Origin of the sequence: Micromonospora chersina (assembly GCF_900091475.1) — a bacterium.
GTDB lineage: Bacteria > Actinomycetota > Actinomycetes > Mycobacteriales > Micromonosporaceae > Micromonospora > Micromonospora chersina.
On sequence record NZ_FMIB01000002.1, the window covers coordinates 23,981 to 46,115 of the forward strand.

Sequence of the window (22,135 nt, forward strand, 5' to 3'; positions counted from 1 at the left end):
CCCGCAGGGCGGCGTCGATTGTAGAACACACCGTCACGTTCGGGAGGCGCCGTCACTCCGGTGTGGACCGTCGACCGTCAGCCGGCCGGGCCGGTGCTCTCCCGGGGCAGGATCGCGTGCGGCGCGGCGATCCGGGCGGGCGGGGCGTCCGGGCGGTCGAGCCGGGCGACGGCCAGGGCGACCGCCGTCCGGGCGAGGAACGCCGGGTCGGCCGACACCGAGGTCAGCGTCGGTTGCGAGTAGCGGCCCTCCGCGCTGTCCCCGATCCCGATCACCGCCACGTCCGCGGGCACCCGCAGCCCGGCGTCGGCGGCGGCCCGCAGGGCGCCGATGGCGAGCCGGTCGGAGTAGCAGAAGACGGCGTCCGGGCGGTGCTCGTGGGCGAACAGCCGGAGGGCGGCCCGGTAGCCGTCCTCGTACCGGTGCTGGGCTGTGGTGCGCAGGTAGCCGGCGGGCAGGTCGAGGCCGGCGCGGCGCACCGCCCGCCGGTAGCCGAGGGTGCGCGGCTGCGCCGGTCCGGTCGCCTCACCGGGCCGGGCGCCGATGGCGGCGATCCGCCGCCGTCCGGTCCGGAGCAGGTGCTCGGTGGCGTCCGCCGCGGCCTGCGCGCCGTCGAGCGCGACCCGGTCGCCGCGCGGGTCACCGCCCTCGCCGAGCAGGACCAGGGGAATGCCGGTGCCGAACCGGGCGTCGACCAGGCCAGCGGGCGCCACGTCGGTGGCGACGAGGACGGCGTCGACGCCCGGCGGGCCGGCGGGCGGCGCGGCCGGTCCGGGGTCGGGTACGTGCGGCTCGACGACGACCCGGAAGCCCTGGCTCGTCGCCGCGCGCACGACCTCACGCGCCAGCCCCTGCAGGCCGGGCGCCTCGACGTCGGCCACGACAAGCGCGAGCAGGCCGGTGCGGCCGGTGCGCAGGGTGCGGGCCGCGAGGTTGGGCCGGTAGCCGAGCGCCCGGACGGCCTCCCGTACCCGGCGGCGCACGTCGTCGCTGACGTGCGGGTGGTCGTTGACGACGTTCGAGACGGTCTTCACGGACACGCGGGCGTGCCGCGCCACGTCCCTGAGCGTGGTGGCCACGATCCGTCCTCCCGCCGGGCCGCCGGCCGGCGACGGGACCGGGCGGTCCCCGTTCACACCGGCCAACCGGCTTCGCTGGTGTACCCACCGGACGATCCCAGAGGTGGCTACACCGGTCAAGGGATTACGCTGGTGTGGACGCGAGGAGGACGACGATGGGCGACGAGCGACCGGTGCCGGCCGCCGTGCGACTCGTGCGCGACTTCGTCAACACCTACGAGCCGCAGGTCGACGAGGAGTCGCTGGCCACGCCGGACGCGCTGCGGGACTGGCTCGTCGAGCGCGCGGTGGTCCCCGCCGGCGCCCGGCTCGGCCCGGCGGACCTCGCCGCGGCCCGCACGGTCCGGGAGGGCCTGCGCGCGGTGCTGCTCGGCCACGCCGGCCATCCCGCCGACCCCGGCGCGCTGCGACGCCTGGACGAGGCCCTGGCCGCGGCGCCCGTGCGGATGACGTTCGCGGACGGCGGGCCGCGCCTGGTGCCCGCCCGGCCCGGCCCCCTCGACGCGGCGCTGGCCGCCCTGGTCGACGCGATCCGGCAGTGCGCGCAGGACCAGGTGTGGACCCGCCTCAAGGTGTGCGACCGGGACACCTGCCGCTGGGCCTACTACGACGCCTCGCGCAACCAGGCCCGCCGCTGGTGTTCCATGGCCGGCTGCGGCAACTACGTGAAGATGCGCCGGGCCTACGCCGTCCGGCGCGACCGCCGGTCCCGGGCGCCGGACTCCTGACCCGGCAGCCGGTCGCCCGGCCCGGCCGGGTCCCCGCGCCCGGCGGGGCACGGTCAGGACGGGGCGGTGCCCCGTACCGCCCAGGCCCGGGCGGTGAGCCGGACGGACCCGTCCGCCCCGACCGGCAGGCGGCTGACGAGCAGGTCGCGCAGCGCCGCCCGGTCCCGCTCGGCCAGCGACGCCACGTACGCCGGCGCCGCGCCCTGGCCACCGAGGAAGGGCTCCCAGTAGGCGTCGACGTCGGCGAACACCGTGGGCACCACCACGGGCTCGACGGCCACCGCGATGAATCCGGCATCCGTCCACACGGCACGCAGCGCCTCCGGGCGGCACAGCGGGAACCGGCGCCCCTCGGACAGCTCCGCCACCGCCGGGTCGAGCGCCTCGGCCGCCGCCCAGAAGTGGCGCATCATGGCCATGCCCTCGGCGTAGTCCCAGACGTACGCGGCCGCCACCCCACCGGGCCGGAGGACCCGGGCGAACTCGGCCACCGCCCGCGCCGGGTCGGGCACGAAGTTGAGCGCCAGCCCGCTCACCACGACGTCCACCCGGGCGTCGCCCACCGGCAGCGCGCGGGCGTCACCGACCGTGAAGGCGGCCCGCGGGTCGTCGACCCGGTCGCGGGCGTGGGCCAGGAAGCCCGCCGCGGGATCGACGCCGGTGACGTGCGCGGGATCCGCCCCGGCCAGCACGGCGGCGGTCAGCGCGCCGGTGCCGCAGCCCACGTCGAGCCAGCGCAGGCCGGGCGGGACCGCCAGCCGGCGCAGGAAGTCACGCGCGACAAGCCGGCTCCACCGGCCCACGTACGCCTCGTAGGCCGCGCCATCGGCCCAGACCGGCTTCGCCACTCCGGCAGGATACGGCCGCGGGCCCGCGCCCACACGGCCGGCCGGACGCATGTGGCCTGCCGATCCGGGAACGCCCCCGCATGGCCAGGTACACGAAGCCGGAGCTCCGGGAGCAGCTCAAGGCGGAGATCCAGGCGTCCGACAAGGGCGGCCGGCCGGGGCAGTGGTCGGCGCGGAAGTCCCAGCTGCTCACGAACGAGTACAAGAAGCGCGGCGGGGGCTTCGAGGGACCCCGGGACCAGCGGCAGCGGTCGCTCCAGCGGTGGGGCGCCGAGGACTGGCAGACCCGGTCCGGCTCCACCCGGGCGCGCCGCGACGGCGAGACCGCCCGATACCTGCCGAAACGGGCATGGCAGCAGCTGTCGGAGGAGCAGCGCCGCGACACCGACACGAAGAAGCGGCAGGCGTCCCGGTCGGGGCGGCAGTTCGTCTCCAACACGGGGTCCGCGAAGCGTGCCCGCCGCGAGGCCTCCGCCGCCGGCCCGTTGTCGGACCTGCCGGTCACGGAGGCGGTCAAGCTGGTCCGCGGCCTGGACACCCGCCAGCTCCGCTCGGCGCTGCGGCGCGAGCGCGACGGCAAGGCCCGCAAGACGCTCCTGCAGCGGATGGAGGCGGAGCTGGCGCGACGCTGACCGAGGTGGCGTGCCGGGCGGGACACCACCCGCCCGGCACACCGCCGGTCACTGGTAGACGCGGACGTGGTCGACAAGCATCCGGGCCGGGAACGGCGTCGACGCGTCGGGCGCGCCGGGCCAGTCCCCACCGACCGCGAGGTTGAGGATCAGATAGAACGGGTGGTCGTAGACCCACGGGCCGCGGGTCGCCTCGACAGTGGCCTTGCTGGCGTAGAAGACCTCGGTGCTGTCGACGAAGAAGCGCATGCCCCGGCTGTCCCACTCCACGGCGTAGACGTGGAAGTCGGCCGACAGGTCGACGGTCCACACCCGCTCCTGACCGTAGCCCCCACCGCCGTTGTACGCGGGCGCGTGCAGCGTCGTGTAGCTGCGGTAGGTGTCCCGGCCGAGGATCTCCATGATGTCGATCTCACCGTTGTACGGCCACGGGCGCCCGGTCAGGAAGTCGGCGCCCATCATCCAGAACGCCGGCCAGAACCCGTTGCCCTTCGGCACCTTGACCCGGGCCTCCACCCGGCCGTACTGGACGTGGAACCGGTTGCCGGTGTTCATCCGGTGCGAGGTGTACGCCCGCCCGCCGGCGGACTCCCGACGGGCCTCCATGACCAGCTGCCCGGCGCCGTTCATGGCGGCGTTGCCGTTGTCCGTGTAGTACTGCAACTCGTTGTTCTGCCCGGTGCCCGGGTCGACGGTCCACTTCGCGGGGTCGGGCCGGCTGCCCGCCGGGCCGTCGAACTCGTCGGCGAAGACGAGCCGGGTGGCCGGGAAGGTCGGGTCCGGCGGCATGGGCGGGGGAGCGGTCGGCGCGCCGCCCGTGCCGTACACCTGGAACTCCCAGAGCGAGTAGCCGTAACCGCTGCTGCGGGCGGTGCCGTACATCCGGACGTAGCGACCGGTGCCGGTGACGTCGAGGGTCTGTTTGAAGCCGGCGCTCGTGGTGGTGCTGTAGATGGTGGTCCAGGTGGCCGCGTCCGTCGAGGTCTGGATCTGGTAGGCGGTGGCGTACGCCGGGTCCCACTGGAGGACCACCCGGTGGATGGTCGCGGTGGCGCCGAGGTCGACGTAGATCCATCCGGGGTCGACCCAGCCGGTGGTGGCGCTGGTCGCCCAGCGGGACGCCGGGTCCAGGTCGAACGCCCGCGCCGGGAGGCACTGCCAGCAGGCGCCGTCGTCCTGGTGGGACGAGGCGACCGCCGGCTTGTTGTACGACAGCAGCACGTCCCCGCCCGGCGGCGGGCTGGACGGTGGCGGGCTGGACGGCGGCGGGCCGCCCGAGGTGCGTACCGCGAACTCCCAGAGCGAGTAGCCCCACACCGTGGCCCGCGTGGTGCCGAGCACCCGGACGTACCGGCCCGAGCCGGAGACGGTGAGCTGCTGGTTGCCGCCGGTCGCGGTGGTCGTGCCGTAGACCGTCGTCCAGGCGACGCCGTCGGCGGAGACCTGGATCTGGTACGCCGTCGCGTACGCCGCCTCCCAGGTGAGGTCGACGCGGCAGATCGTGCGGGAGGCGCCGAGGTCCACGCGGATCCACTGCGGGTCGGACGCGGCGCTGGACCAGCGGGTGCCGGGGTTGCCGTCGACCGCCGCGGAGGCGGGGGTGCCGGCGTTCTCGGTCGACGAGGCGGTGGCCGGGCGGTTGAGGGCGGCGTTGCCGGTGGTGTCGCAGCCGCCGGCGGCGGTCGTGCCGTACACCCGGAACTCCCACAACGACACGCCGTAGGCGGTGCCCCGGGCGGTGGTGTACACGCGCACGTAGCGGCCGGATCCCGCCACGGTGAGCGTGTCCACGCCGCCGTCGCCGCTTGTCGTGCCGTAGACGGTCGACCAGGCCGCGCCGTCGGCGGAGACCTGCACCTGGTACGCCGTGGCGTACGCGGCCTCCCACTGGAGCACGACCTGGCTGACGGTCGCGGTGGCGCCCAGGTCGACCCGGATCCACTGGGGATCCGCGGCGGCGCTGGACCAGCGGGTTCCGGCGTCGCCGTCGACGGCGGCCGACGCGGGGAAGGCCGCGCTCTGGACGGACGACGCGGTGACCGGCCGGCCCTGGGAGAGCAGCGGGTCGGCGGCGCTGGCGGCGCCGGTGACGGCGGTGACGAGGGTCGCGACGAGGGCCGCCACCAGGGCGAGAACGGCGGCGGGCCGCCACCGGATGGGCGGAGGAGGGGCAGGGTGGGCCGGGACGGGACGGGGGTTCATGACGTCTCCAGGAGGGAGCGGCGGCCGTGACACGGGCCGGCGTGGGCCAGGTGTGCCCGGCCGCCGGGTGGTGGTGGGGGGCGGCGGCCGGGCCGGACGGCGGACACCGGTCGGCGACGACCGGCTGAGAAAGCGCTCTCTGGCAGACAGGGTCAGCCCGGTCATCGGGTGGTGTCAATAGAATCGAACGGTTCCGGAACCGATCGACCGGCTCGTCAGCTACCCGGTACCCGCCCACGAACGACCGCCGCCGGCCAGGGTCGGCCGGCGGCGGAGGTGGTGACGGGCGCTAGCGCGTCGCGAGGCCCGCGCTGATCGTCCGGGTCAGCGTGGCGTTGTCGTCGTCGCCGTCCAGCGACCAGACCATCGCCCCGGCCAGGCCGGCACGCCGGATGTACAGCGTCTTCTGGAACACGACCGCCGGATCGTCGTACGTCCAGAAGGTCGTGCCGTCGAACAGCCAGGCGTGCCCGGCTCGCAGGTCGCGGTGGACGGTGAAGCCCTTGCCGGGCAGGGTCTTGAGCTGCTTGTAGTCCTCATAGCCGGCCTCGAAGGTGGCCGGCGCGGGACCGGTCGCGGGCTTGAACAGCCCGTCGCCGCCCCCGGTGACGCCGGTCCAGCCGCGCCCGTAGTACGGGATGCCCAGCACCAGCTTCCCGCGCGGCGCGCCCCGGGCGAGCCACCCGTCGATCGCCACCTCGGCGGAGAAGTCCGGGTTGTCCGGCGCGCCGGTCGGCACGCGCAGCGCGGACTGCTGGTCGGTCACCTGGTCCCAGGAGCCGTGGAAGTCGTACCCCTGCACCGTGGCGAAGTCCAGGTACCGGAAGATCTTCCGGCCCTCGTACCCGGCGTCCATGGCCGCCGGGTTGGCCGGCAGGAACGCGGTCAGCGCGTAGTGCTTCCGGGTCTGCCGGCCGTACGCGTCGAGCTGCCGGCGGAACTCGGCGAGCAGCTTGGTGAAGTTCTCCCGGTCCTCGGCGCGGACCACGTTGCCCGGCTCGCCCGGCCAGTTCGGCCACTCCCAGTCCAGGTCGACGCCGTCGAAGACGCCCGCGGCGGCGCCCGGGCCGCCGCTGCCGCCGTCGAGGACCGGGAGGTTTCCCTTGAGGTAGAGGTCGATGCAGGACGCGACGAACGCCCGGCGGGACGCGTCGGTGCGCGCGGCGTTGGAGAAGTACGTCGACCAGCTCCAGCCGCCCAGCGAGATCATCACCTTCAGGTCGGGGTGGCGCTCCTTGAGCTTGGCCAGCTGGCCGAAGTTGCCGTTGAGCGGCTCGCCCCAGGCGTCGGCCACGCCGTCGACGCTCTCCTCCGCCGGGACGGGGCGCTGGTAGTCGGCCCAGGCGTCCCCCTCGCCGGGCCCGCCGTCCACGTAGCACCGTCCGTCCTCACTGACGTTGCCGAAGGCGTAGTTGACGTGGGTGAGGCGGTCCGCCGCCCCGGAGGTGTCGAGCTTCTTCACCGGGAAGGCCCGGCCGTAGATGCCCCACTGGGTGAAGTAGCCGACCCGGTGGTACCCGTCCCGGCGGGGCGAGCCCTCCGCGGCGCCCGCGGCGGTCGGTGGGGCGGCCGCGACCAGCATGGTCGACAGGGCGGCGAGGGCGGTGAGGCGGCGGTGGCGGAACGGTCGCATCGGCACTCCCAGGGGGCCGGATTAGTAAAGAGACCTTTCTGATCGATGAAGCTAAGCCGGTCGTGATTCGCGGTCAAGAGCGCCGCGTGGAGTTGCTAGGCTGGCAGGTGCGCGCGTCGGGAGACGGTGCGCTTGACTCGAAGGAGACCGACATGACGGGCGACGACGACATCTCCGGGTGATTCCCGGCCCCTCGTCGCATCCCTGTCCCGTCATCCGGGCGGCCGTGCCCTGCCCGGCTCCACCGTGAGGTCTCTCCGATGTCCGACGCCTGCGTCGTCTGCACCAACCTCTCCTTCTCCTGGCCCGACGACACCCCCGTGTTCCAGGACCTGTCCTTCACCGTGCCGCCCGGTCGCACCGGCCTGGTCGCGCCCAACGGCGCCGGCAAGACCACCCTGCTGCGGCTGATCGCCGGCGACCTCACCCCCACCGGCGGCGCCGTCACGGTGGACGGCCTGCTCGGCTACCTGCCGCAGAACCTGCCCCTCGCGGGCGACCTGACCGTGGCCCAGGTGCTGGGTGTCGACGCGGTGCTTCGGGCGCTGCACGCCATCGAGGCCGGCGACGCCCGCGAGGAGCACTTCACCACGGTCGGCGACGACTGGGACGTGGAGGAGCGCAGCCGCGCCGAACTCGACCGGCTGGGCCTGGGGGACGTCCCGCTCGACCGACGGCTGGCCACGCTCAGCGGTGGGCAGGTGGTCTCCCTCGGCCTCGCCGCGCAACTGCTCCGCCGCCCCGACGTGCTGCTGCTCGACGAGCCGACGAACAACCTGGACCTCGACGCGCGGCACCGCCTGTACGGGGTGCTCCAGGAGTGGTCCGGCTGCCTGCTGCTGGTCAGCCACGACCGGGCCCTGCTGGACCGGATGGACCGCATCGCCGAACTCGACCGCGGGGAGGTGCGACTGTTCGGCGGCAACTTCACCGCGTACGAGGAGGCATCCCGGGCGGCCCGGGAGGCGGCCGAGCGCACCGTGCGTGGCGCCGAGCAGGAGGTGAAGCGGGAGAAGCGCGAGATGCAGCAGGCCCGGGAGCGGGCCGAGCGGCGGGCCGGCAACGCCGCCCGCAACCTCGACAGCGCCGGCCTGGCCCGGATCGTCGCCGGGGGACTCAAGCGCAGCGCCCAGGAGTCCGCCGGGCGGTCCCGGCAGTTGCACGCCAACCGGGTGAGTGAGGCCCAGTCCCGCCTCGACGAGGCCAGCAGAGCGCTGCGCGAGGACCAGACGCTGACCCTGGACCTGCCGGACACCACAGTCCCCGCCGGACGGACGGTCGTGGCGGGGGAGCGGATGCAGGTCCACCACGACGGCCGGCCCGTCTTCGCTGGGGCGGGCGTGGACGTCACCATCCGGGGACCGGAGCGGATCGCCCTGACCGGCCCCAACGGCGCCGGCAAGTCCACCCTGCTCCGGCTGCTGCGCGGGGACCTCGACCCCGAGGGCGGGGAGGTGCGCCGGGGCGACGGCCGGGTCGCGTACCTGTCGCAGCGGCTGGACCTGCTCGACCCGGACCGGACGGTGGCGGAGAACTTCGCCGCGTACGCCCCGGACCGGCCACCGGCGGAGCGGATGAACCTCCTCGCGCGGTTCCTCTTCCGCGGCCCGCGCGCCCACCTGCCGGTCGGCGTGCTGTCCGGCGGGGAACGGCTGCGGGCCACCCTCGCCTGTGTCCTGTACGCCCAGCCGGCTCCCCACCTGCTGCTGCTGGACGAGCCGACGAACAACCTCGACCTGGTCAGCGCGGGCCAACTGGAGAACGCCCTGGGCGCGTACCGGGGAGCGTTCGTGGTGGTGAGCCACGACGAGCGGTTCCTCGCCGAGATCGGCGTGCGGCGGTGGCTCCGCCTCGACGGCGGCCGGCTCCGCGAGGTGCCCGCGCCCGACCCGGTCTGAGTCTCGTCGCGGCTCGGCGGAGACGGGGTCTGGACGGACTTAAACTTGCACCGCTAGTTTATGCCGCATGGACCTTCAGCTCTCCGCCGAGCAGGCGGCGGCCCGGCGGCTCGCCGCCGAGTTCGTCGACCGGGAGGTGGCGCCGCACGCGACGGCCTGGGACCGGCGGGAGGCGGTCGACCCCGACATCGTCGGGAAGCTCGGGCGGCTCGGGTTCCTCGGGCTCACCGTCCCCGAGGAGGACGGCGGGTCCGGCGGCGACCACCTCACCTACTGCCTGGTCCTGGAGGAGCTGGGCCGGGGCGACTCCGCCGTCCGGGGCATCGTCTCGGTGTCGCTCGGGCTGGTCGCGAAGTCCGTCGCCGGCCACGGCACAGCCGCGCAGAAGCAGGAGTGGCTGCCCCGGCTCTGCTCCGGCGCCGCGCTGGGCTGCTTCGCCCTCACCGAAGCGGACAGCGGCTCGGACGCGGCCGCGCTGCGCACCCGGGCGGAACGCGACGGCGGCGACTGGCTGATCACCGGCACGAAGACGTTCATCACCAACGGCACCACCGCCGACGTGGCCCTGGTCTTCGCTCGCACCGGCGGCCCGGGGCACCGGGGCATCACGGCGTTCCTGGTGCCCACCGGGGCCGCCGGGCTGACCCGGCGGGAGATCCACGGCAAGCTCGGCCTGCGCGGGCAGGCCACCGGGGAACTCCGGTTCGACGCCGTCCGGGTGCCCGACTCGGCGCGCCTCGGCCCGGAGGGCGGCGGCTTCCGGCTGGCCCTGGCCACCCTGGCCAAGGGCCGCATGTCGGTGGCCGCCGGCTGCGTCGGCATCGCGCAGGGCTGCCTGGACGCCGCGGTCGGCTACGCCGGGCAGCGCGTCCAGTTCGGCAAGCCCATCGCCGGGCACCAACTCGTGCAGCAGCTGATCGCCGGCATCGCCGTCGACACCGCCGCCGCCCGCCTGCTGGTGTGGCGGGTGGCCGACCTCGTCGACCGCGGCGAGCCGTTCGCCACCGAGTCGTCGATGGCCAAGCTCTTCGCCAGCGAGGCCGCCGTCCGCGCGGCCGACAGCGCCGTCCAGGTCTTCGGCGGGTACGGCTACATCGACGAGTTCCCGGTCGGCAGGTACCTGCGCGACGCCCGCGTGATGACCCTCTACGAGGGCACCAGCCAGATCCAGCAACTGCTCATCGGACGCGCGCTCACCGGCGTCAACGCCTTCTGAGCACAGGACGAACCCACCGACCCGGGAGGGCATCTGACATGAGGAGCTTCGCGCGTATCGAGGAGCCGGACGGCCGCCCGCTCCGGAGCGCGGCCCGATGACCGCGCTGTCGCTGGCCATGGTGCTGGCCGAGGCCGCCCGGCGGCACCCCGACACGGTGGCCGTGGTCGACGGCGACACCCGGGTCACGTACGCCGAGCTGTGGCGGCAGGCCCGGGGTTACGCCGCCGGGTTGCGGGAGCTGGGCGTCGCCCCGGGCGACCCGGTGGCCCTGCTGGCCCCCAACGTGGTCGACTTCCCCCGGGTCTACTACGGCGGCCTCGCCGCCGGCGCGGTGCTGGTGCCCGTGCACCTGCTGCTGACCGTCGACGAGGCGGTGCACGTGCTCCGCGACAGCGGCGCGAAGCTCCTGGTCTGCCACGGCTCGCAGCTCGCCCTGGGCGCCGCCGCCGCCGAGGCCGCGGGCGTCCCGCTGGTCACCGTCGGGCCGGCCGGCGCCGGTGCGCCCCGGCTGGAGGAGGTGAGCGGGCCGCTGCCGGCGCTGCCGTCGTACGTCACCCGGCAGGCGGAGGACACCGCGGTCGTGCTCTACACCAGCGGCACCACAGGCGTGCCCAAGGGCGCCCTGCTCACCCACCTCAACCTGGTCATGAACGCCACCGTCAACGTCTTCGACGCCAACGACGCGCGGTCCACCGACGTGGTGCTCGGCTGCCTGCCGCTGTTCCACAGCTTCGGCCAGACCGTGGCCATGAACGGCACCTTCCGCGTCGGCGGGACCCTGGTGCTGCTGAGCCGCTTCACCGGGCCGGCCGCCATCGACCTCATGCTGAGCGAGGGGGTGAACGTCTTCCACGGCGTGCCGACCATGTACGTGGCGCTGCTCGACGCGGCCCGGGACCGCGACACCCTGCCCCGGCTGCGCCTCTGCGTCTCCGGCGGCGCGTCGCTGCCGGTCGCCGTGCTGGAACGGTTCCACGCCGCCTTCGACACCACGATCTTCGAGGGCTACGGGCTCTCCGAGACCTCCCCCACGGCGACGACCAACCAGCCGCACTTCGGCACCCGGCCCGGGACTATCGGGCACCCGGTCTGGGGCGTGGAGGTGGAGATCGCCCGCGCCGACCTGGACGACCGGATCGAGCTGCTGCCCACCGGCGACCTCGGCGAGATCGTCATCCGCGGCCACAACGTCTTCGCCGGCTACCTGGGACGGCCGGAGGCGACCGCCGAGGCGCTCGTCGACGGTTGGTTCCGCAGCGGGGACCTGGGGCGCAAGGACGCCGACGGCTTCATCACCATCGTGGACCGCAAGAAGGACATGATCATTCGGGGTGGCTTCAACGTCTACCCGCGCGAGGTCGAGGAGGTCCTGGCCCGGCACCCGGCGGTCGGCCAGGTGGCGGTGATCGGCGTGCCCGATCCCCGGCACGGCGAGGAGGTCTGCGCCGTGGTCGTGCCCGACCCGGCCGGCCCCGGCCTGCCCGGCGAGCAGGAGCTGATCGACTGGTGCCGCGAGCACCTGGGCCGCCACAAGTACCCGCGCCAGGTCCGGTACGTCGACGCGCTGCCGATCGGGCCGAGCCACAAGGTGCTCAAGCGGGAACTGCGCCGCACGCTGGCGCCACCTGTCGACTGACCCGGTGAGCGGGTCCGCGCAGCCCCGGAACCGGTGGCTGCGCGGACCCGTCCGGACGGGCTCGCCGGCGCTACTGCCCGGATTCATCCTTTCGCGCCTTTTGTCTCATATAGGCGTTATGCCGAACATGGCTCATTAGGCTCCACGGTGTCATCCAGTCCTCGCCCGGGACATCCGGGAACCGGTCGCGCCAGCGGCCGGACCCGTCGCGCCCACGCCTGTTCGGCGTCGCGCCCGGGCGGCTGGGCCTCGGTCGCCGGCACCCACAGGAATGCGTGAGTCAACGATGATGGACGCGGACACCATGGTCCTGCCCCGGATCGGGCCGGGGGAGATCCGGGTCGAGGACCCGTGGGGCGAGGACCGCGCGGTCGGATCCCGAGCCCGCGCAAACCGTCCACCGGCCGACACCTCCCGGTGGCGGCTCGCCGCGTGGCTGCTTCCGGCGCTGCTGGCCGGGGCGCTCGGCGTCGTGGGAGCCGGCACGCCCGGCCTCCGCCTGGCGGAGCTGGCGACCTGGCGGGCCGCCACTTCCCCCTGGCCGGACCGGCTGCCCGGCGGCGACGTCACGCTCGTGCCGTACCACCTGCTCATGCGCGCCTGGGCGGCCGCGTTCGGCGCCTCCGACCTCGCCCTGCGCGTACCGTCCCTGCTGGCCGTGACGGCGGCCGCGGCGCTCGTCGGGGCGCTGGCCGCCCGGATGTTCGCGCCGGGCGCGGGGGTCCTGGCCGGAGTGATCTTCGCGGTGCTGCCGAGCGTCACCCGGTACGCCCAGGAGGCCCAGCCGTACGCGCTGGCACTGTTCGCCGCGGCGCTCGCCACGTGGTTCCTGCTGCCCGCCATGGACCGGCCGAGCCTGCGCCGCCTCGCCCCGTACGCCGCCGCCGTGGTCCTGCTGGGCCTGTGCCACGCCGTGGCGCTCCTGCTGCTGGTCGCGCACGGCTGGGTCGTGCTCGCCTTCCGGCGCGGGGCGGCCGGCCGGTGGCTGGCCGCCGCGGCCCTCGGCGCGCTCCCCGCCGCCGCGCTGCTCTGGTCCGGGGTACGCGCCGGCGGCCAGATCGCGCCGGCGGCCCGCCCCGACCTGTCGGCCCTCGCCGCGACCCCCGGGGAGTTGTTCGGCGTCGCCGCGCTGGGTGCGGTGCTGCTGGGGCTGGCGCTGTTCAGCCTCCCGCTGCGGCACGCGGCGGCGGTCTGCACGGCCTGGGCCGTGGTGCCGCCGCTCGGCCTGCTGCTCGTGGCGCAGGCGACGCCGGTCTGGTCACCGTCGAGCCTGCTCTTCACGCTGCCGGCCTGGGCGGTGCTGGCCGCGGCCGCGTTGTCCCGGGTGCGCGCCCGCTGGTGGGTGGTGGCGCCGGTGGCGCTGGCCCTGATCGGCGCGCCGGCCCAGGAGGCCCTCCGCGCGCCCGACGGGCACGGGCAGGCCACCCGCGAGGTCGCCGAGATCGTCGGCGCCCGTCGGTTGCCCGGCGACGGCGCGGTCTACGGCGACGCGGACGCGCGGACCCTGGTGGCCCGCTATCTGCCGGCCGACCGGCGGCCGACGGACCTGCTCGCCGCGGCGCCGGGGCACGGCTGTGCCGGTTGCCTGTGGGGCGTCCGGCGGCTGTGGGTGATCCGCCCCGGCGACCGCACGGATCCCGTGCCGCCCGTCGGCGGCGCGACGGAGCGGCTGCTCAGGACCGGATACCGGGTGGCGCAGGTCTGGCACCCGACGGGGTTCACCGTGGCCCTTCTGGTGGACGAGCGCGGCGCACTCTAACCGATCCGTACCTTCCGAACCCCACTGCCCGCGCAGGATCGGCCTCTGTCGGGTTCGTGGCGAGAGCACCATGGGGGAAATGTGGCCATCGCCGCCGACACACGTCCGTCCCGGACCACCACACCGGGCACCTCGGGCAACCGCCCACCGGCGCCCGCCCCGGGCGGACCGCCCGCCCGGAACGGACCGGACCGGCGGCAGTTGAACATCCGGGCCCGCCTCGCGTACGCCAGGTGCGGCGCCACCGCGGGGCCGCTGGTCGCGCCGGGGCGCGCCGGCGCGGCCGTGGAGTTCCGGCACGTCGCCTCGCCCGCGGCGCGGCTGGTGCTGACCCTGCTCGTGCTGGTCAACAGCGCGGCCGGGCTGCTGTTCGTCGGCTGGCTGCTGCTGCCGCAGCACGTGCCCGGCCCCGGCGTGGTCGGGCCCGGCGGCTGGGAGACGATCGCGGCCCGGCTGGCCTTCTGCGTGGTCGTCGGCGTCGAGTTGATCCGCCTGGCGCAGAACGTGGTGGTGTGGGTGTTCGCGTTCCACGCCCGGGACCCGGTGCCGGTCGACCCGCCGGTCGGCCTGCGGGTGGCCCTGCTCACCACGATCGTGCCGAGCAAGGAGCCGCTCGACGTGGCGGAGCGGACGCTGCGCCGGCTGCGCCAGCTCGTCTACTGCGGCCAGGTGGACGTCTGGATCCTCGACGAGGGGGACGACCCCGCGGTGAAGGAGATGGCCGCGCGGCTCGGCGTCCACCACTTCAGCCGCAAGGGCCGGCCGGAGTACAACCAGCCCGGCGGGGAGTTCCGGGCCCGGACCAAGTCCGGCAACCACAACGCCTGGCGGGCCGAGCACGAGAACCGGTACGACGTGGTGGCCAACGTCGACCCGGACCACGTCCCGCTGCCCAACTTCCTCGAACGCACCCTCGGCTACTTCCGCGACCCGGACGTCGCCTTCGTGGTGACCCCCCAGGTGTACGGAAACATGCACCAGAACTTCGTCGCGCACGGCGCCTCCGTGCAGCAGTACCTCTACAACGGCCTCATCGCCCGTGGCGGGAACGGGCTGGACGCGCCGCTGCTCACCGGCACCGGCCACCTCTACCGGCCGGCGGCCTGGCGGACCATCGGCGGCTACCAGGACTCGATCATCGAGGACCACCTGACCAGCATCCGGATCCACGCCGCGACCAACCCCGAGACGGGCAACAAGTGGAAGGGCGTCTACACGCCCGACGTGGTGGCCATCGGCGAGGGCCCGACCTCCTGGGCGGACTACTTCAACCAGCAGAAGCGCTGGGCCGCCGGGATCTGCGAGATCCTCGTCCGGCCCGAACTGCGCGCACCGCGCGAGCTGCCGTCCCGGCGCCGCTGGCAGTACCGCCTGCTCCAGTTCTACTACCCGAGCGTCGCGGTCAGCCTGCTGCTGGGCAACCTCGCCACCGCCATGTACCTGCTCACCGGGATCGGTTCGGCGCAGCTCGACGTCACCGTGTGGGCGGTGCTCTGGGGCTCGACCTTCGGCACCTGGTTCGTGCTGTGGCTCTGGCTGCGCCGCTTCAACATCGCCCCGCACGAACGGGAGGAGATCGGCCTGGTCGGCATGGCGCTGGCGCTGTTCGCCGGGCCCGTCTACGTGGCCGCCGGGTTCACCGCTCTGCTGCGCCGCAAACTCGGGTTCGTGGTGACGGCCAAGGGGCGGCTGCGCACCATCGAGTCGTTCCGCACGTTCCGGCTCCACCTCTGCTGGGCGGGCGTCTCCGCCGCCCTGCTCGGCGCGAGCGTCGTGCTGGACAACAGCTCACCCCTGCTGCGGGTGTGGCCGGTGCTGACCCTCCTGACCGGTCTCGGTCCGCCACTGATCGCGCTCGTGTCGAACCTGCGGGCCGGCCGGCAGGACGACGAGGCGGACGTGCCCGCCCCCGCTCGCGCGGAGGCCGAGGAGGTCCATCCGCCGAGGTCACGGGTCGCCGTCGAGGAGGTCCTGCGATGATCAGGTTCACCTTTCCGCGGATCGTGCTGGTGTTGGCCGGCGCGCTGCTGCTGACGTACGCCTTCGCCGTGGCGCCCACCGTCAGCCCCGAGCGCCGGGGCGGGACGGTGACGGCCGAGGCGAAGGCGCCCCGACCCCGGGGACCCTTCCCGCCGGCGGGGAAGACCTTCATCGGTGTCATGACCGACAAGGGTCCCCACGACTTCACGCCTGTGGACCGGTTCACGGCGGCCGCCCGGCACCAGCCGCAGCTCATGCTCTTCAGCGAGGGGTGGGCGTCCGCCACGTTCGACCGGGCGCTCTTCGACCGGATCCGCGACCGCGGCATGATGCCGATGCTGGGCTGGGAACCCTGGGACTACCGCCTCGACGAACGGGCCCGGCAGCAGAAGCTGACCGCCCAGCAGATCGACGCGATCCGCTCGGATCAGCCCGACTACCGGCTGTCCCGCATCGCGGGCGGCGAGTTCGACACGTACGTGCGGTCCTGGGCCGAGGGCGTGAAGTCGCTCGGCTACCCGGTGGCCATCCGCTTCGCCCACGAGATGAACGGCTACTGGTACCCGTGGTGCGAGCTGGTCAACGGCAACCAGCCGGGTGACTACGTGAAGGCCTGGCGCCACGTGCACGACGTGTTCCGGGCGGCCGGCGCCACGAACGTCACCTGGGTGTGGAGCCCGAACGTCAGGTACACCGACCTGACCCCCGCCATCTCCACCTACTACCCGGGCGACGACTACGTGGACTGGGTGGGCGTCACGGGCTACTACGGCAAGTACGACTTCGCGCCGTACCTCTCCTTCGACGAGGTCTTCGAGAAGACCATCGCCGAGATCCGCACCGTGAGCAGGAAGCCGATGGTCGTCACCGAGACCGGCGCTTCCGACCACATCGGGCGGAAGGCGGAATGGATCACGGAGGCCTTCCAGACCCTGCCCCGGTATCCGTTCATCATCGGTCTGATCTGGTTCGAGGTGAACAAGGAACTCGACTGGCGCGTCGTCAGTTCCCCGGCCGTGACGGCGGCCTTCGCCGGGGCCGTCGCCGCTCCCCGCTACCAGGTCACCTGGTCGCCGGACATGCTCCCGCGCACGAATCTGGCGGACTGATGAGGGTCACCGTACCCCGGGTCCTCATGGTGCTGGTCGGCGCGCCGCTGCTGACCTACGCGGTCGCCATGGCGCCGGCCACCGTGTTCGGAGACCGGGAGGACGCCCGGCCCGACCGGCGCGCGGAGGCCGGGCCGGCCGCGGAACTCTTCCCGCCGGCCGGCAAGGCGTTCGTCGGCGTCATGACGGAGAAGGGCCCGCAGGACTTCGCGGCGGCGGACGCGTTCGCGGCGGCCGCGAGGTACCGGCCGCAGGTGATGATGTTCAGCTCGTGGTGGGGGACCGACAGGTTCGACCGGACGCGGTTCGACCGGATCCGTGACCGCGGCATGCTGCCGCTGCTGGCCTGGGAGCCCTGGGACAACACGGTGGACGAGGCGGCCCGCAGGAAGGGCCTGCCGGTCCGGGAGATCGATCAGCTCCGGTCGAACCAGCCCACCTACCGGTTGTCCCGCATCGCCGGCGGGGACTTCGACGGCTACCTGCGGTCCTGGGCGGACGGGATCAGGTCGCTCGGCTATCCGGTGGCCATCCGGTTCGCGCACGAGATGAACGGTGACTGGTATCCGTGGTCCGAGGCGAGCAACGGCAACCGGCCGGGGGAGTACGTCCGGGCGTGGCGCCACGTGCACGACGTCTTCCGGGCGGCCGGGGCCACCAACGTGACCTGGGTGTGGAGCCCGAACGCCAGGTGGGACGACTCGACGCCGAAGCTCTCCGGGTTCTATCCGGGCGACGACTACGTCGACTGGGTCGGGCTCTCGGGCTACTACGGCATCGGGTTCCACTCGGACTACCGGTCCTTCGACGAGATCTTCGGCCCCACCATCACCGAGATCCGCGCGTTCAGCGGCAAACCGTTTGTCGTGACCGAGACCGGCGCCTCCGACGCCACGGGGCGCAAGGCCGAATGGATCACCGAGACCTTCCGCGCGCTGCCACGCCACCCGGAGATCATCGGGCTCATCTGGTTCGAGGTGGACAAGGAACTGGACTGGCGCATCGTCAGTTCGCCGGCCGTGGCGCGGGCCTTCGCCGCGGCGGTCGCCGACCCCCGCTACCGGTTCGGCTGGTCGCCCGACATGCGCCCGCGCGCAACGGTGGGAAGCTAGTTTTCCGGACAGAAAGGGGCAATGGGGATAAACTCGCTGGGTGGAGAGGGTCATGACGTGGTTCGGTTGACCCGGCCGCGGGTCTTCATGGTGGCGATCGCCGCGCTGCTGCTGGCCTACGCCTTCGCCCTGGCGCCGGTCACCGCGGGCCGGGGCGGGAAGGGCGCCGCGTCCGGCCCGCCGACGACAGCCGAATCGGGCACGGTGGTGCCGGCTGGCGCCGACGGCCCGCCACTCCAACCGGCCGTGGAGTTCTTCCCGCCCGCCGGCAAGGCGTTCTTCGGCGTGATGACGGACAAGGGGCCGTACGACTTCACGGCGGTGGACCGCTTCGCCGCGGCCGCACGGCGCGAGCCGCAGGTGATGCTCTTCGGCCTGGGCTGGGAGTCCGGCACGTTCGACCGGGTGCTCTTCGACCGGATCAAGGATCGCGGCATGCTGCCCATGCTGGGTTGGGAGCCCTGGGACTACCGCGTGGACCAGGCGGCCCGGAAGCAGAAGAAGCTGAGCGCCCGCCAGATCGACCGGCTGCGGTCCACCCAGCCGCGTTACCGGCTGTCGCGGATCGTGAACGGCGACTTCGACGGCTACCTGCGTTCGTGGGCCGAGGGCGTGAAGTCGCTCGGCTACCCGGTCGCCATCCGGTTCGCCCACGAGATGAACGGCGACTGGTACCCGTGGTGCGAGAAGGCCAACGGCAACCGGCCCGGCGAGTACGTCGAGGCGTGGCGGCACGTGCACGACCTCTTCGAGCGGGCGGGAGCCACAAACGTCATCTGGGTGTGGAGCCCGAACGCCAGGTGGAGCAAGACGACCGCCCACCTCTCCGGCTTCTACCCGGGCGACGACTACGTCGACTGGGTGGGCACCACCGGCTACTACGGCACCGGAACGTGGTCCAGATACTCGTCCTTCGACGCCATCTTCGGCCCCACCATCGCGGAGATCCGCACCTTCAGCCGCCGGCCGCTGGTGGTCACCGAGACCGGCGCCAGCGACGCCGACGGCCGCAAGGCCCAGTGGATCCGGGAGACCTTCCGGGCGCTGCCGAAACACCGGGACGTCATCGGGCTCATCTGGTTCGAGGTCGACAAGGAGGTGGACTGGCGTATCGCCGGCTCACCCGCCGCCGCTACCGCGTTCGCCCAGTCGGTCGCCGCGCCGCGCTACGACCTCCGCTGGTCACCCGACCTGCTCCCGCGCACCGAGCTGGAGTAGCTCACCCGTCGCACCCCGGCGGGCGGCCGGATCGGGGCAGCAGCCGCGCCGCCACCCGTCGCAGCGGGCGGCCGTTCCCGGCGAGCTTCCGCATGCGCCGCCAGGCCGTACGCCCCGGCGGGCCGGCCGCCCCACCCGCGGCGTCGGCCGCCTCCTGGAGCGTCCGGGACGGCGGCTCCTGCGGGCCGAGCGCCTGCTGGGAGGTCCGGCCCTCCTGGTCGACAGTGGTGTCGACGGTCCCGACCGCCGCCTCGACGATCTGCGGGTTGCGGTCGACGGTGCTCAGGGCCCGGTCGAGGATGCCGTTCAGCTCGTCGAGCCGGACCTCCAGCATCGCCTCCGTCGTCACGCCCCGGACGTCGACGCGGGCCGTGCCCAGCCGGGCCTGCACCCCGACGTCGAGCTGGAGCAGGCTGCCCAGCCGGGCGCGCAGCGACACATGCGCGTCGACATCGTCGCCCTCCACGCAGACGTCGTCCACCCGCAGGTGGGGGATCTGGAGGACCACATCCGGGTCGGACATCGTCGGGGCGCTGTGGTGCGCGCCGGCGGGCTGCCGGCGGTCACCCTCTGCCGCCTCGCGCGGATCCTGCCTCCCACTGCCCACCTGACCTCCGTCGCCCGTCGCCGGTCCGCCGCCGTGCCATTCCCCGACAGGGCGACGGCACACCTGGGGGCCCGGACGGATCGGGCTCACACCAGCCCGCGTACCGCCCTGAGCGCCGCGTCGACGTCCGCCTCGCTGTTCGCGATGGTCGCGCCGAAGCGCAGGTAGGACGGGTTGTACGGGGTGCTGCTGGCGATCACGCCGGCGGCGTACAGCCGGCCCACCGCCTCACCCAGCGGGATGTCGGGCACCTGGCAGCAGACCACCCCGGCGGAGAGCTCGGCCGAGCGCGGGGTGACCAGCCGGATGCCGCGGATGCCGGCGAGGCCCTCCTTGAGCCGGTCGGCCAGCTCGCGGTTGCGGGCGGCGACCCGGTCGGGACCGATCCGCCGGTGGAACTCGAACGCGTCGGCGAGCGCCCACCGGTGCTCGAAGCTGTGGTAGCCGCCGGGCGTGTGCGCGGGCCCCGGCGGCGTGGGTTGCCCGCCCGTGCCGGCGTACAGCCAGCGGCCGATGCTGCGCCGGTCGAAGGTGGGGATGACCGCTGTCATCCGGCTCCACGCCCTGGTGCTGCCCCAGACCAGCCCGGTGCCCCGCGGCCCCAGCAGCCACTTGTGGCAGCCCGAGACCAGCACGTCGCAGCCGAGCTGCTCCGGGGTCGCCGCGTCGGCGGCGAAGCCGTGCACCCCGTCGACGCAGACCAGCGCCTCGGGGCTGCGGGCGCGGACCGCCTCGGCGAGCCGCCGGACGGGCAGCTTCACCCCGGTGCTGGAGTGCACCCAGGTCAGGGCGACCACGCGGGTGCGGGCGGACACCGCGGCCGCGAGGTTGCCGACCATCTCGTCGACGCTTGTCACCGCCGGGTCGCGGTAGAGGCGCACCCGGCGCACGGTCACCCCGTCCCGCTCGGCGCGCAGCCGCAGCGACTCGTGGGTGGCGTAGAAGTCGTGCTCGGTGGTGAGCACCTCGTCTCCCGGCCCCAGCCGGACCGCCGTGTAGACCAGCCCGAGGCCCATCGTGGTCGAGTCGGTCAGCGCGATCTGGTCGGGGCGGGTGTCGAGGTGGCGGGCCGCCGCCCCGAGCACCGCGCCGTCGAGGCGTTCCTCGTTGGCGCCCAGGTAGCCCATCGCGTCGCGGTCGAGCCCGTCCCGGTGTGCGGCGACGGCGGCGCGGACCGGGGCGGGGTGGGGCGCGAAGACGAAGGTGGCCAGGTGCGCGCGGCCGCGGTCGAGCGCGAACTGGGCCCGCACGCTGTCCCAGTTCGCCGGGTCCAGGGCCGGCGCGTCGCTCGCCGCCGGGTCGGCCGCCTCCGGTCGCTCCGGCTCGCAGCCGGTGGCCAGGCCGGTCACCCCGGCCGCCGCGGTCACGCCGAGCAGATTCCGTCGGGTGAGCTGCATCCGCCCATCGTCCACTGTCCACGTCACGGTCAGGTCACCGCGCCGACGACAGGTGATTTCGCCGATGCGGCCGCCCGCGACCAGCTCCAATACTGACACATGTCGATGGATCTCCGACCCGACAAGGAGCAACCGACGTGCGATCAGCCACCACCACCCGTCCCCGTACCCCCGTCACCGCCCTGGCGCGGCTCGCCGTGGCGGCCGTCCTGGCCGTCGGCGGCGCCGTGGCCGTCCCGGCCGGCGCGCAGGCCGCCGACAACCCCTACGAGCGCGGACCCGCGCCCACCAGCGCCATCCTGGAGGCCAGCCGCGGCCCCTTCGCCACCTCGTCCTACAGCGTCTCCTCGCTGAGCGTCACCGGCTTCGGCGGCGGGGTCGTCTACTACCCGACCAGCACCAGCGAGGGCACCTTCGGCGCCATCGCCATCTCGCCCGGCTACACGGCCACCTGGTCGAGCCTCAGCTGGCTCGGACCGCGGATCGCCTCGCACGGCTTCGTGGTCATCGGCATCGAGACCAACACCCTGCTCGACCAGCCCGACAGCCGGGGGCGCCAACTCCTGGCCGCGCTGGACTACCTGACCCAGCGCAGCAGCGTGCGCGGCCGCATCGACGCCAGCCGGCTCGCCGTGGCCGGGCACTCCATGGGCGGGGGCGGCACCCTGGAGGCGGCCGCCGCCCGGCCGTCGCTGCAGGCCGCCGTCCCGCTCGCTCCGTGGAACCTGGACAAGACCTGGAGCGGGGTGACGGTGCCGACGCTCATCGTCGGTGGCGAGAGCGACACCGTCGCCCCGGTCGCCACCCACTCGGAGCCGTTCTACAACAGCATCCCGGCGTCGTCCGAGAAGGCGTACCTGGAGTTGAACGGCGCGAGCCACTTCTTCCCGCAGTCGGTGAACACGCCGATGGCCAAGCAGATGGTGGCCTGGCTGAAGCGCTTCGTCGACAACGACACCCGGTACGAGCAGTTCCTCTGCCCGGGCCCGAGCGGGCTGGCCATCGAGGAGTACCGCAACACCTGCCCCAGTTCCTGAGCCGCGAAACGCGGGGCGGCCGCCACGGTGGCCGCCCCGCC

At 74.0% G+C, this 22,135-nt stretch carries 17 protein-coding genes; 11 read left to right on the top strand and 6 right to left on the bottom strand.

All coding sequences use genetic code 11. From position 1 onward, the window contains the following. Positions 1–77: 77 nt before the first annotated feature. The gene (locus tag GA0070603_RS00195) at positions 78–1,079 is read right to left on the bottom strand and encodes a LacI family DNA-binding transcriptional regulator (RefSeq protein WP_091321301.1); all 1,002 of its coding nucleotides are present in this window, start codon (positions 1,077–1,079) and stop codon (positions 78–80) included. A gap of 155 nt (positions 1,080–1,234) precedes the next feature. Here GA0070603_RS00195 and GA0070603_RS00200 point away from each other — a divergent pair, with 155 nt between their 5' ends. Beyond that, the gene (locus GA0070603_RS00200) at positions 1,235–1,807 is read left to right on the top strand and encodes a CGNR zinc finger domain-containing protein (RefSeq protein ID WP_091305429.1); all 573 of its coding nucleotides are present in this window, start codon (positions 1,235–1,237) and stop codon (positions 1,805–1,807) included. A gap of 53 nt (positions 1,808–1,860) precedes the next feature. Here GA0070603_RS00200 and GA0070603_RS00205 read toward each other — a convergent pair whose 3' ends face one another. After that, positions 1,861–2,655 carry a class I SAM-dependent methyltransferase gene (locus tag GA0070603_RS00205; RefSeq protein ID WP_244282321.1) on the bottom strand — a complete coding sequence of 265 codons (795 nt, stop codon included), beginning with the start codon at positions 2,653–2,655 and terminating at the stop codon, positions 1,861–1,863. An 80-nt stretch (positions 2,656–2,735) separates the two neighbouring features. Between GA0070603_RS00205 and GA0070603_RS00210 the strand changes: the two genes are divergently transcribed. Then, entirely contained in the window at positions 2,736–3,287 is a 552-nt protein-coding gene (locus GA0070603_RS00210; RefSeq protein WP_091305433.1) for a DUF5872 domain-containing protein, read from the top strand. Between the two features lie 48 nt (positions 3,288–3,335). On the opposite strand, the gene GA0070603_RS00215 is transcribed toward GA0070603_RS00210, so the two are convergent. Both GA0070603_RS00215 and GA0070603_RS00220 read right to left on the bottom strand, forming a co-directional pair. Beyond that, on the bottom strand, positions 3,336–5,489 hold the full coding sequence (locus GA0070603_RS00215) for a discoidin domain-containing protein (RefSeq protein ID WP_208862758.1): 2,154 nt from the start codon (positions 5,487–5,489) through the stop codon (positions 3,336–3,338). A 289-nt stretch (positions 5,490–5,778) separates the two neighbouring features. Continuing rightward, complete coding sequence (locus GA0070603_RS00220; RefSeq protein WP_091305439.1) at positions 5,779–7,122, bottom strand: glycoside hydrolase family 18 protein; 1,344 nt, start codon at positions 7,120–7,122, stop codon at positions 5,779–5,781. 260 nt (positions 7,123–7,382) lie between these two features. On the opposite strand from GA0070603_RS00220, the gene GA0070603_RS00225 reads away from it, so the two are divergent. From GA0070603_RS00225 to GA0070603_RS00260, 8 genes are all read left to right on the top strand, one after another. Further along, complete coding sequence (locus tag GA0070603_RS00225; RefSeq protein ID WP_091305441.1) at positions 7,383–9,020, top strand: ABC-F family ATP-binding cassette domain-containing protein; 1,638 nt, start codon at positions 7,383–7,385, stop codon at positions 9,018–9,020. 67 nt (positions 9,021–9,087) lie between these two features. Beyond that, positions 9,088–10,236 (top strand): acyl-CoA dehydrogenase family protein, encoded by a 1,149-nt coding sequence (locus tag GA0070603_RS00230; RefSeq protein ID WP_091305445.1) that lies wholly within the window; start codon positions 9,088–9,090, stop codon positions 10,234–10,236. Between the two features lie 97 nt (positions 10,237–10,333). Continuing rightward, positions 10,334–11,875, top strand: a complete 1,542-nt coding sequence (locus GA0070603_RS00235; RefSeq protein WP_091305449.1) for a long-chain-fatty-acid--CoA ligase — start codon at positions 10,334–10,336, stop codon at positions 11,873–11,875. Positions 11,876–12,161: 286 nt separating this feature from the next. After that, positions 12,162–13,634, top strand: coding sequence for a glycosyltransferase family 39 protein (locus tag GA0070603_RS00240; RefSeq protein ID WP_091305452.1), 1,473 nt, complete (start codon positions 12,162–12,164; stop codon positions 13,632–13,634). Between the two features lie 81 nt (positions 13,635–13,715). After that, a complete protein-coding gene (locus GA0070603_RS00245) occupies positions 13,716–15,614 on the top strand; it encodes a glycosyltransferase family 2 protein (RefSeq protein WP_091305455.1) in 1,899 nt (632 codons plus the stop codon). Further along, positions 15,611–16,723, top strand: coding sequence for a glycoside hydrolase family 26 protein (locus GA0070603_RS00250; RefSeq protein WP_091305458.1), 1,113 nt, complete (start codon positions 15,611–15,613; stop codon positions 16,721–16,723). Before GA0070603_RS00245 ends, GA0070603_RS00250 begins: the two co-directional genes overlap by 4 nt. After that, positions 16,723–17,835: a glycoside hydrolase family 26 protein gene (locus GA0070603_RS00255; protein ID WP_244282322.1), complete on the top strand. Its 1,113-nt coding sequence runs from the start codon at positions 16,723–16,725 to the stop codon at positions 17,833–17,835. The genes GA0070603_RS00250 and GA0070603_RS00255 overlap by 1 nt, the downstream gene beginning before the upstream one ends. A 57-nt stretch (positions 17,836–17,892) precedes the next feature. Continuing rightward, positions 17,893–19,053: a glycoside hydrolase family 26 protein gene (locus GA0070603_RS00260; RefSeq protein ID WP_091305461.1), complete on the top strand. Its 1,161-nt coding sequence runs from the start codon at positions 17,893–17,895 to the stop codon at positions 19,051–19,053. 1 nt (position 19,054) lies between these two features. Here GA0070603_RS00260 and GA0070603_RS00265 read toward each other — a convergent pair whose 3' ends face one another. Together GA0070603_RS00265 and GA0070603_RS00270 are read right to left on the bottom strand one after the other, a co-directional pair. After that, positions 19,055–19,660, bottom strand: a complete 606-nt coding sequence (locus GA0070603_RS00265) for a hypothetical protein (RefSeq protein WP_139131779.1) — start codon at positions 19,658–19,660, stop codon at positions 19,055–19,057. An 86-nt stretch (positions 19,661–19,746) separates the two neighbouring features. After that, positions 19,747–21,057 carry an aminotransferase class V-fold PLP-dependent enzyme gene (locus tag GA0070603_RS00270; protein ID WP_244282323.1) on the bottom strand — a complete coding sequence of 437 codons (1,311 nt, stop codon included), beginning with the start codon at positions 21,055–21,057 and terminating at the stop codon, positions 19,747–19,749. 137 nt (positions 21,058–21,194) lie between these two features. Between GA0070603_RS00270 and GA0070603_RS00275 the strand changes: the two genes are divergently transcribed. Continuing rightward, positions 21,195–22,094, top strand: a complete 900-nt coding sequence (locus GA0070603_RS00275; RefSeq protein WP_091305469.1) for an alpha/beta hydrolase family protein — start codon at positions 21,195–21,197, stop codon at positions 22,092–22,094. The last annotated feature ends 41 nt before the right edge of the window (positions 22,095–22,135 follow it).

Bases quoted from the DNA above. Each gene is read 5' to 3' on its own strand.
- GA0070603_RS00200 (WP_091305429.1), top strand. From the start codon at position 1,235: ATGGGCGACGAGCGACCGGTGCCGGCCGCCGTGCGACTCGTGCGCGAC.
- GA0070603_RS00210 (WP_091305433.1), top strand. From the start codon at position 2,736: ATGGCCAGGTACACGAAGCCGGAGCTCCGGGAGCAGCTCAAGGCGGAG.
- GA0070603_RS00215 (WP_208862758.1), bottom strand. From the start codon at position 5,489: ATGAACCCCCGTCCCGTCCCGGCCCACCCTGCCCCTCCTCCGCCCATC.
- GA0070603_RS00220 (WP_091305439.1), bottom strand. From the start codon at position 7,122: ATGCGACCGTTCCGCCACCGCCGCCTCACCGCCCTCGCCGCCCTGTCG.
- GA0070603_RS00225 (WP_091305441.1), top strand. From the start codon at position 7,383: ATGTCCGACGCCTGCGTCGTCTGCACCAACCTCTCCTTCTCCTGGCCC.
- GA0070603_RS00230 (WP_091305445.1), top strand. From the start codon at position 9,088: ATGGACCTTCAGCTCTCCGCCGAGCAGGCGGCGGCCCGGCGGCTCGCC.
- GA0070603_RS00235 (WP_091305449.1), top strand. From the start codon at position 10,334: ATGACCGCGCTGTCGCTGGCCATGGTGCTGGCCGAGGCCGCCCGGCGG.
- GA0070603_RS00240 (WP_091305452.1), top strand. From the start codon at position 12,162: ATGATGGACGCGGACACCATGGTCCTGCCCCGGATCGGGCCGGGGGAG.
- GA0070603_RS00250 (WP_091305458.1), top strand. From the start codon at position 15,611: ATGATCAGGTTCACCTTTCCGCGGATCGTGCTGGTGTTGGCCGGCGCG.
- GA0070603_RS00255 (WP_244282322.1), top strand. From the start codon at position 16,723: ATGAGGGTCACCGTACCCCGGGTCCTCATGGTGCTGGTCGGCGCGCCG.
- GA0070603_RS00270 (WP_244282323.1), bottom strand. From the start codon at position 21,057: ATGCAGCTCACCCGACGGAATCTGCTCGGCGTGACCGCGGCGGCCGGG.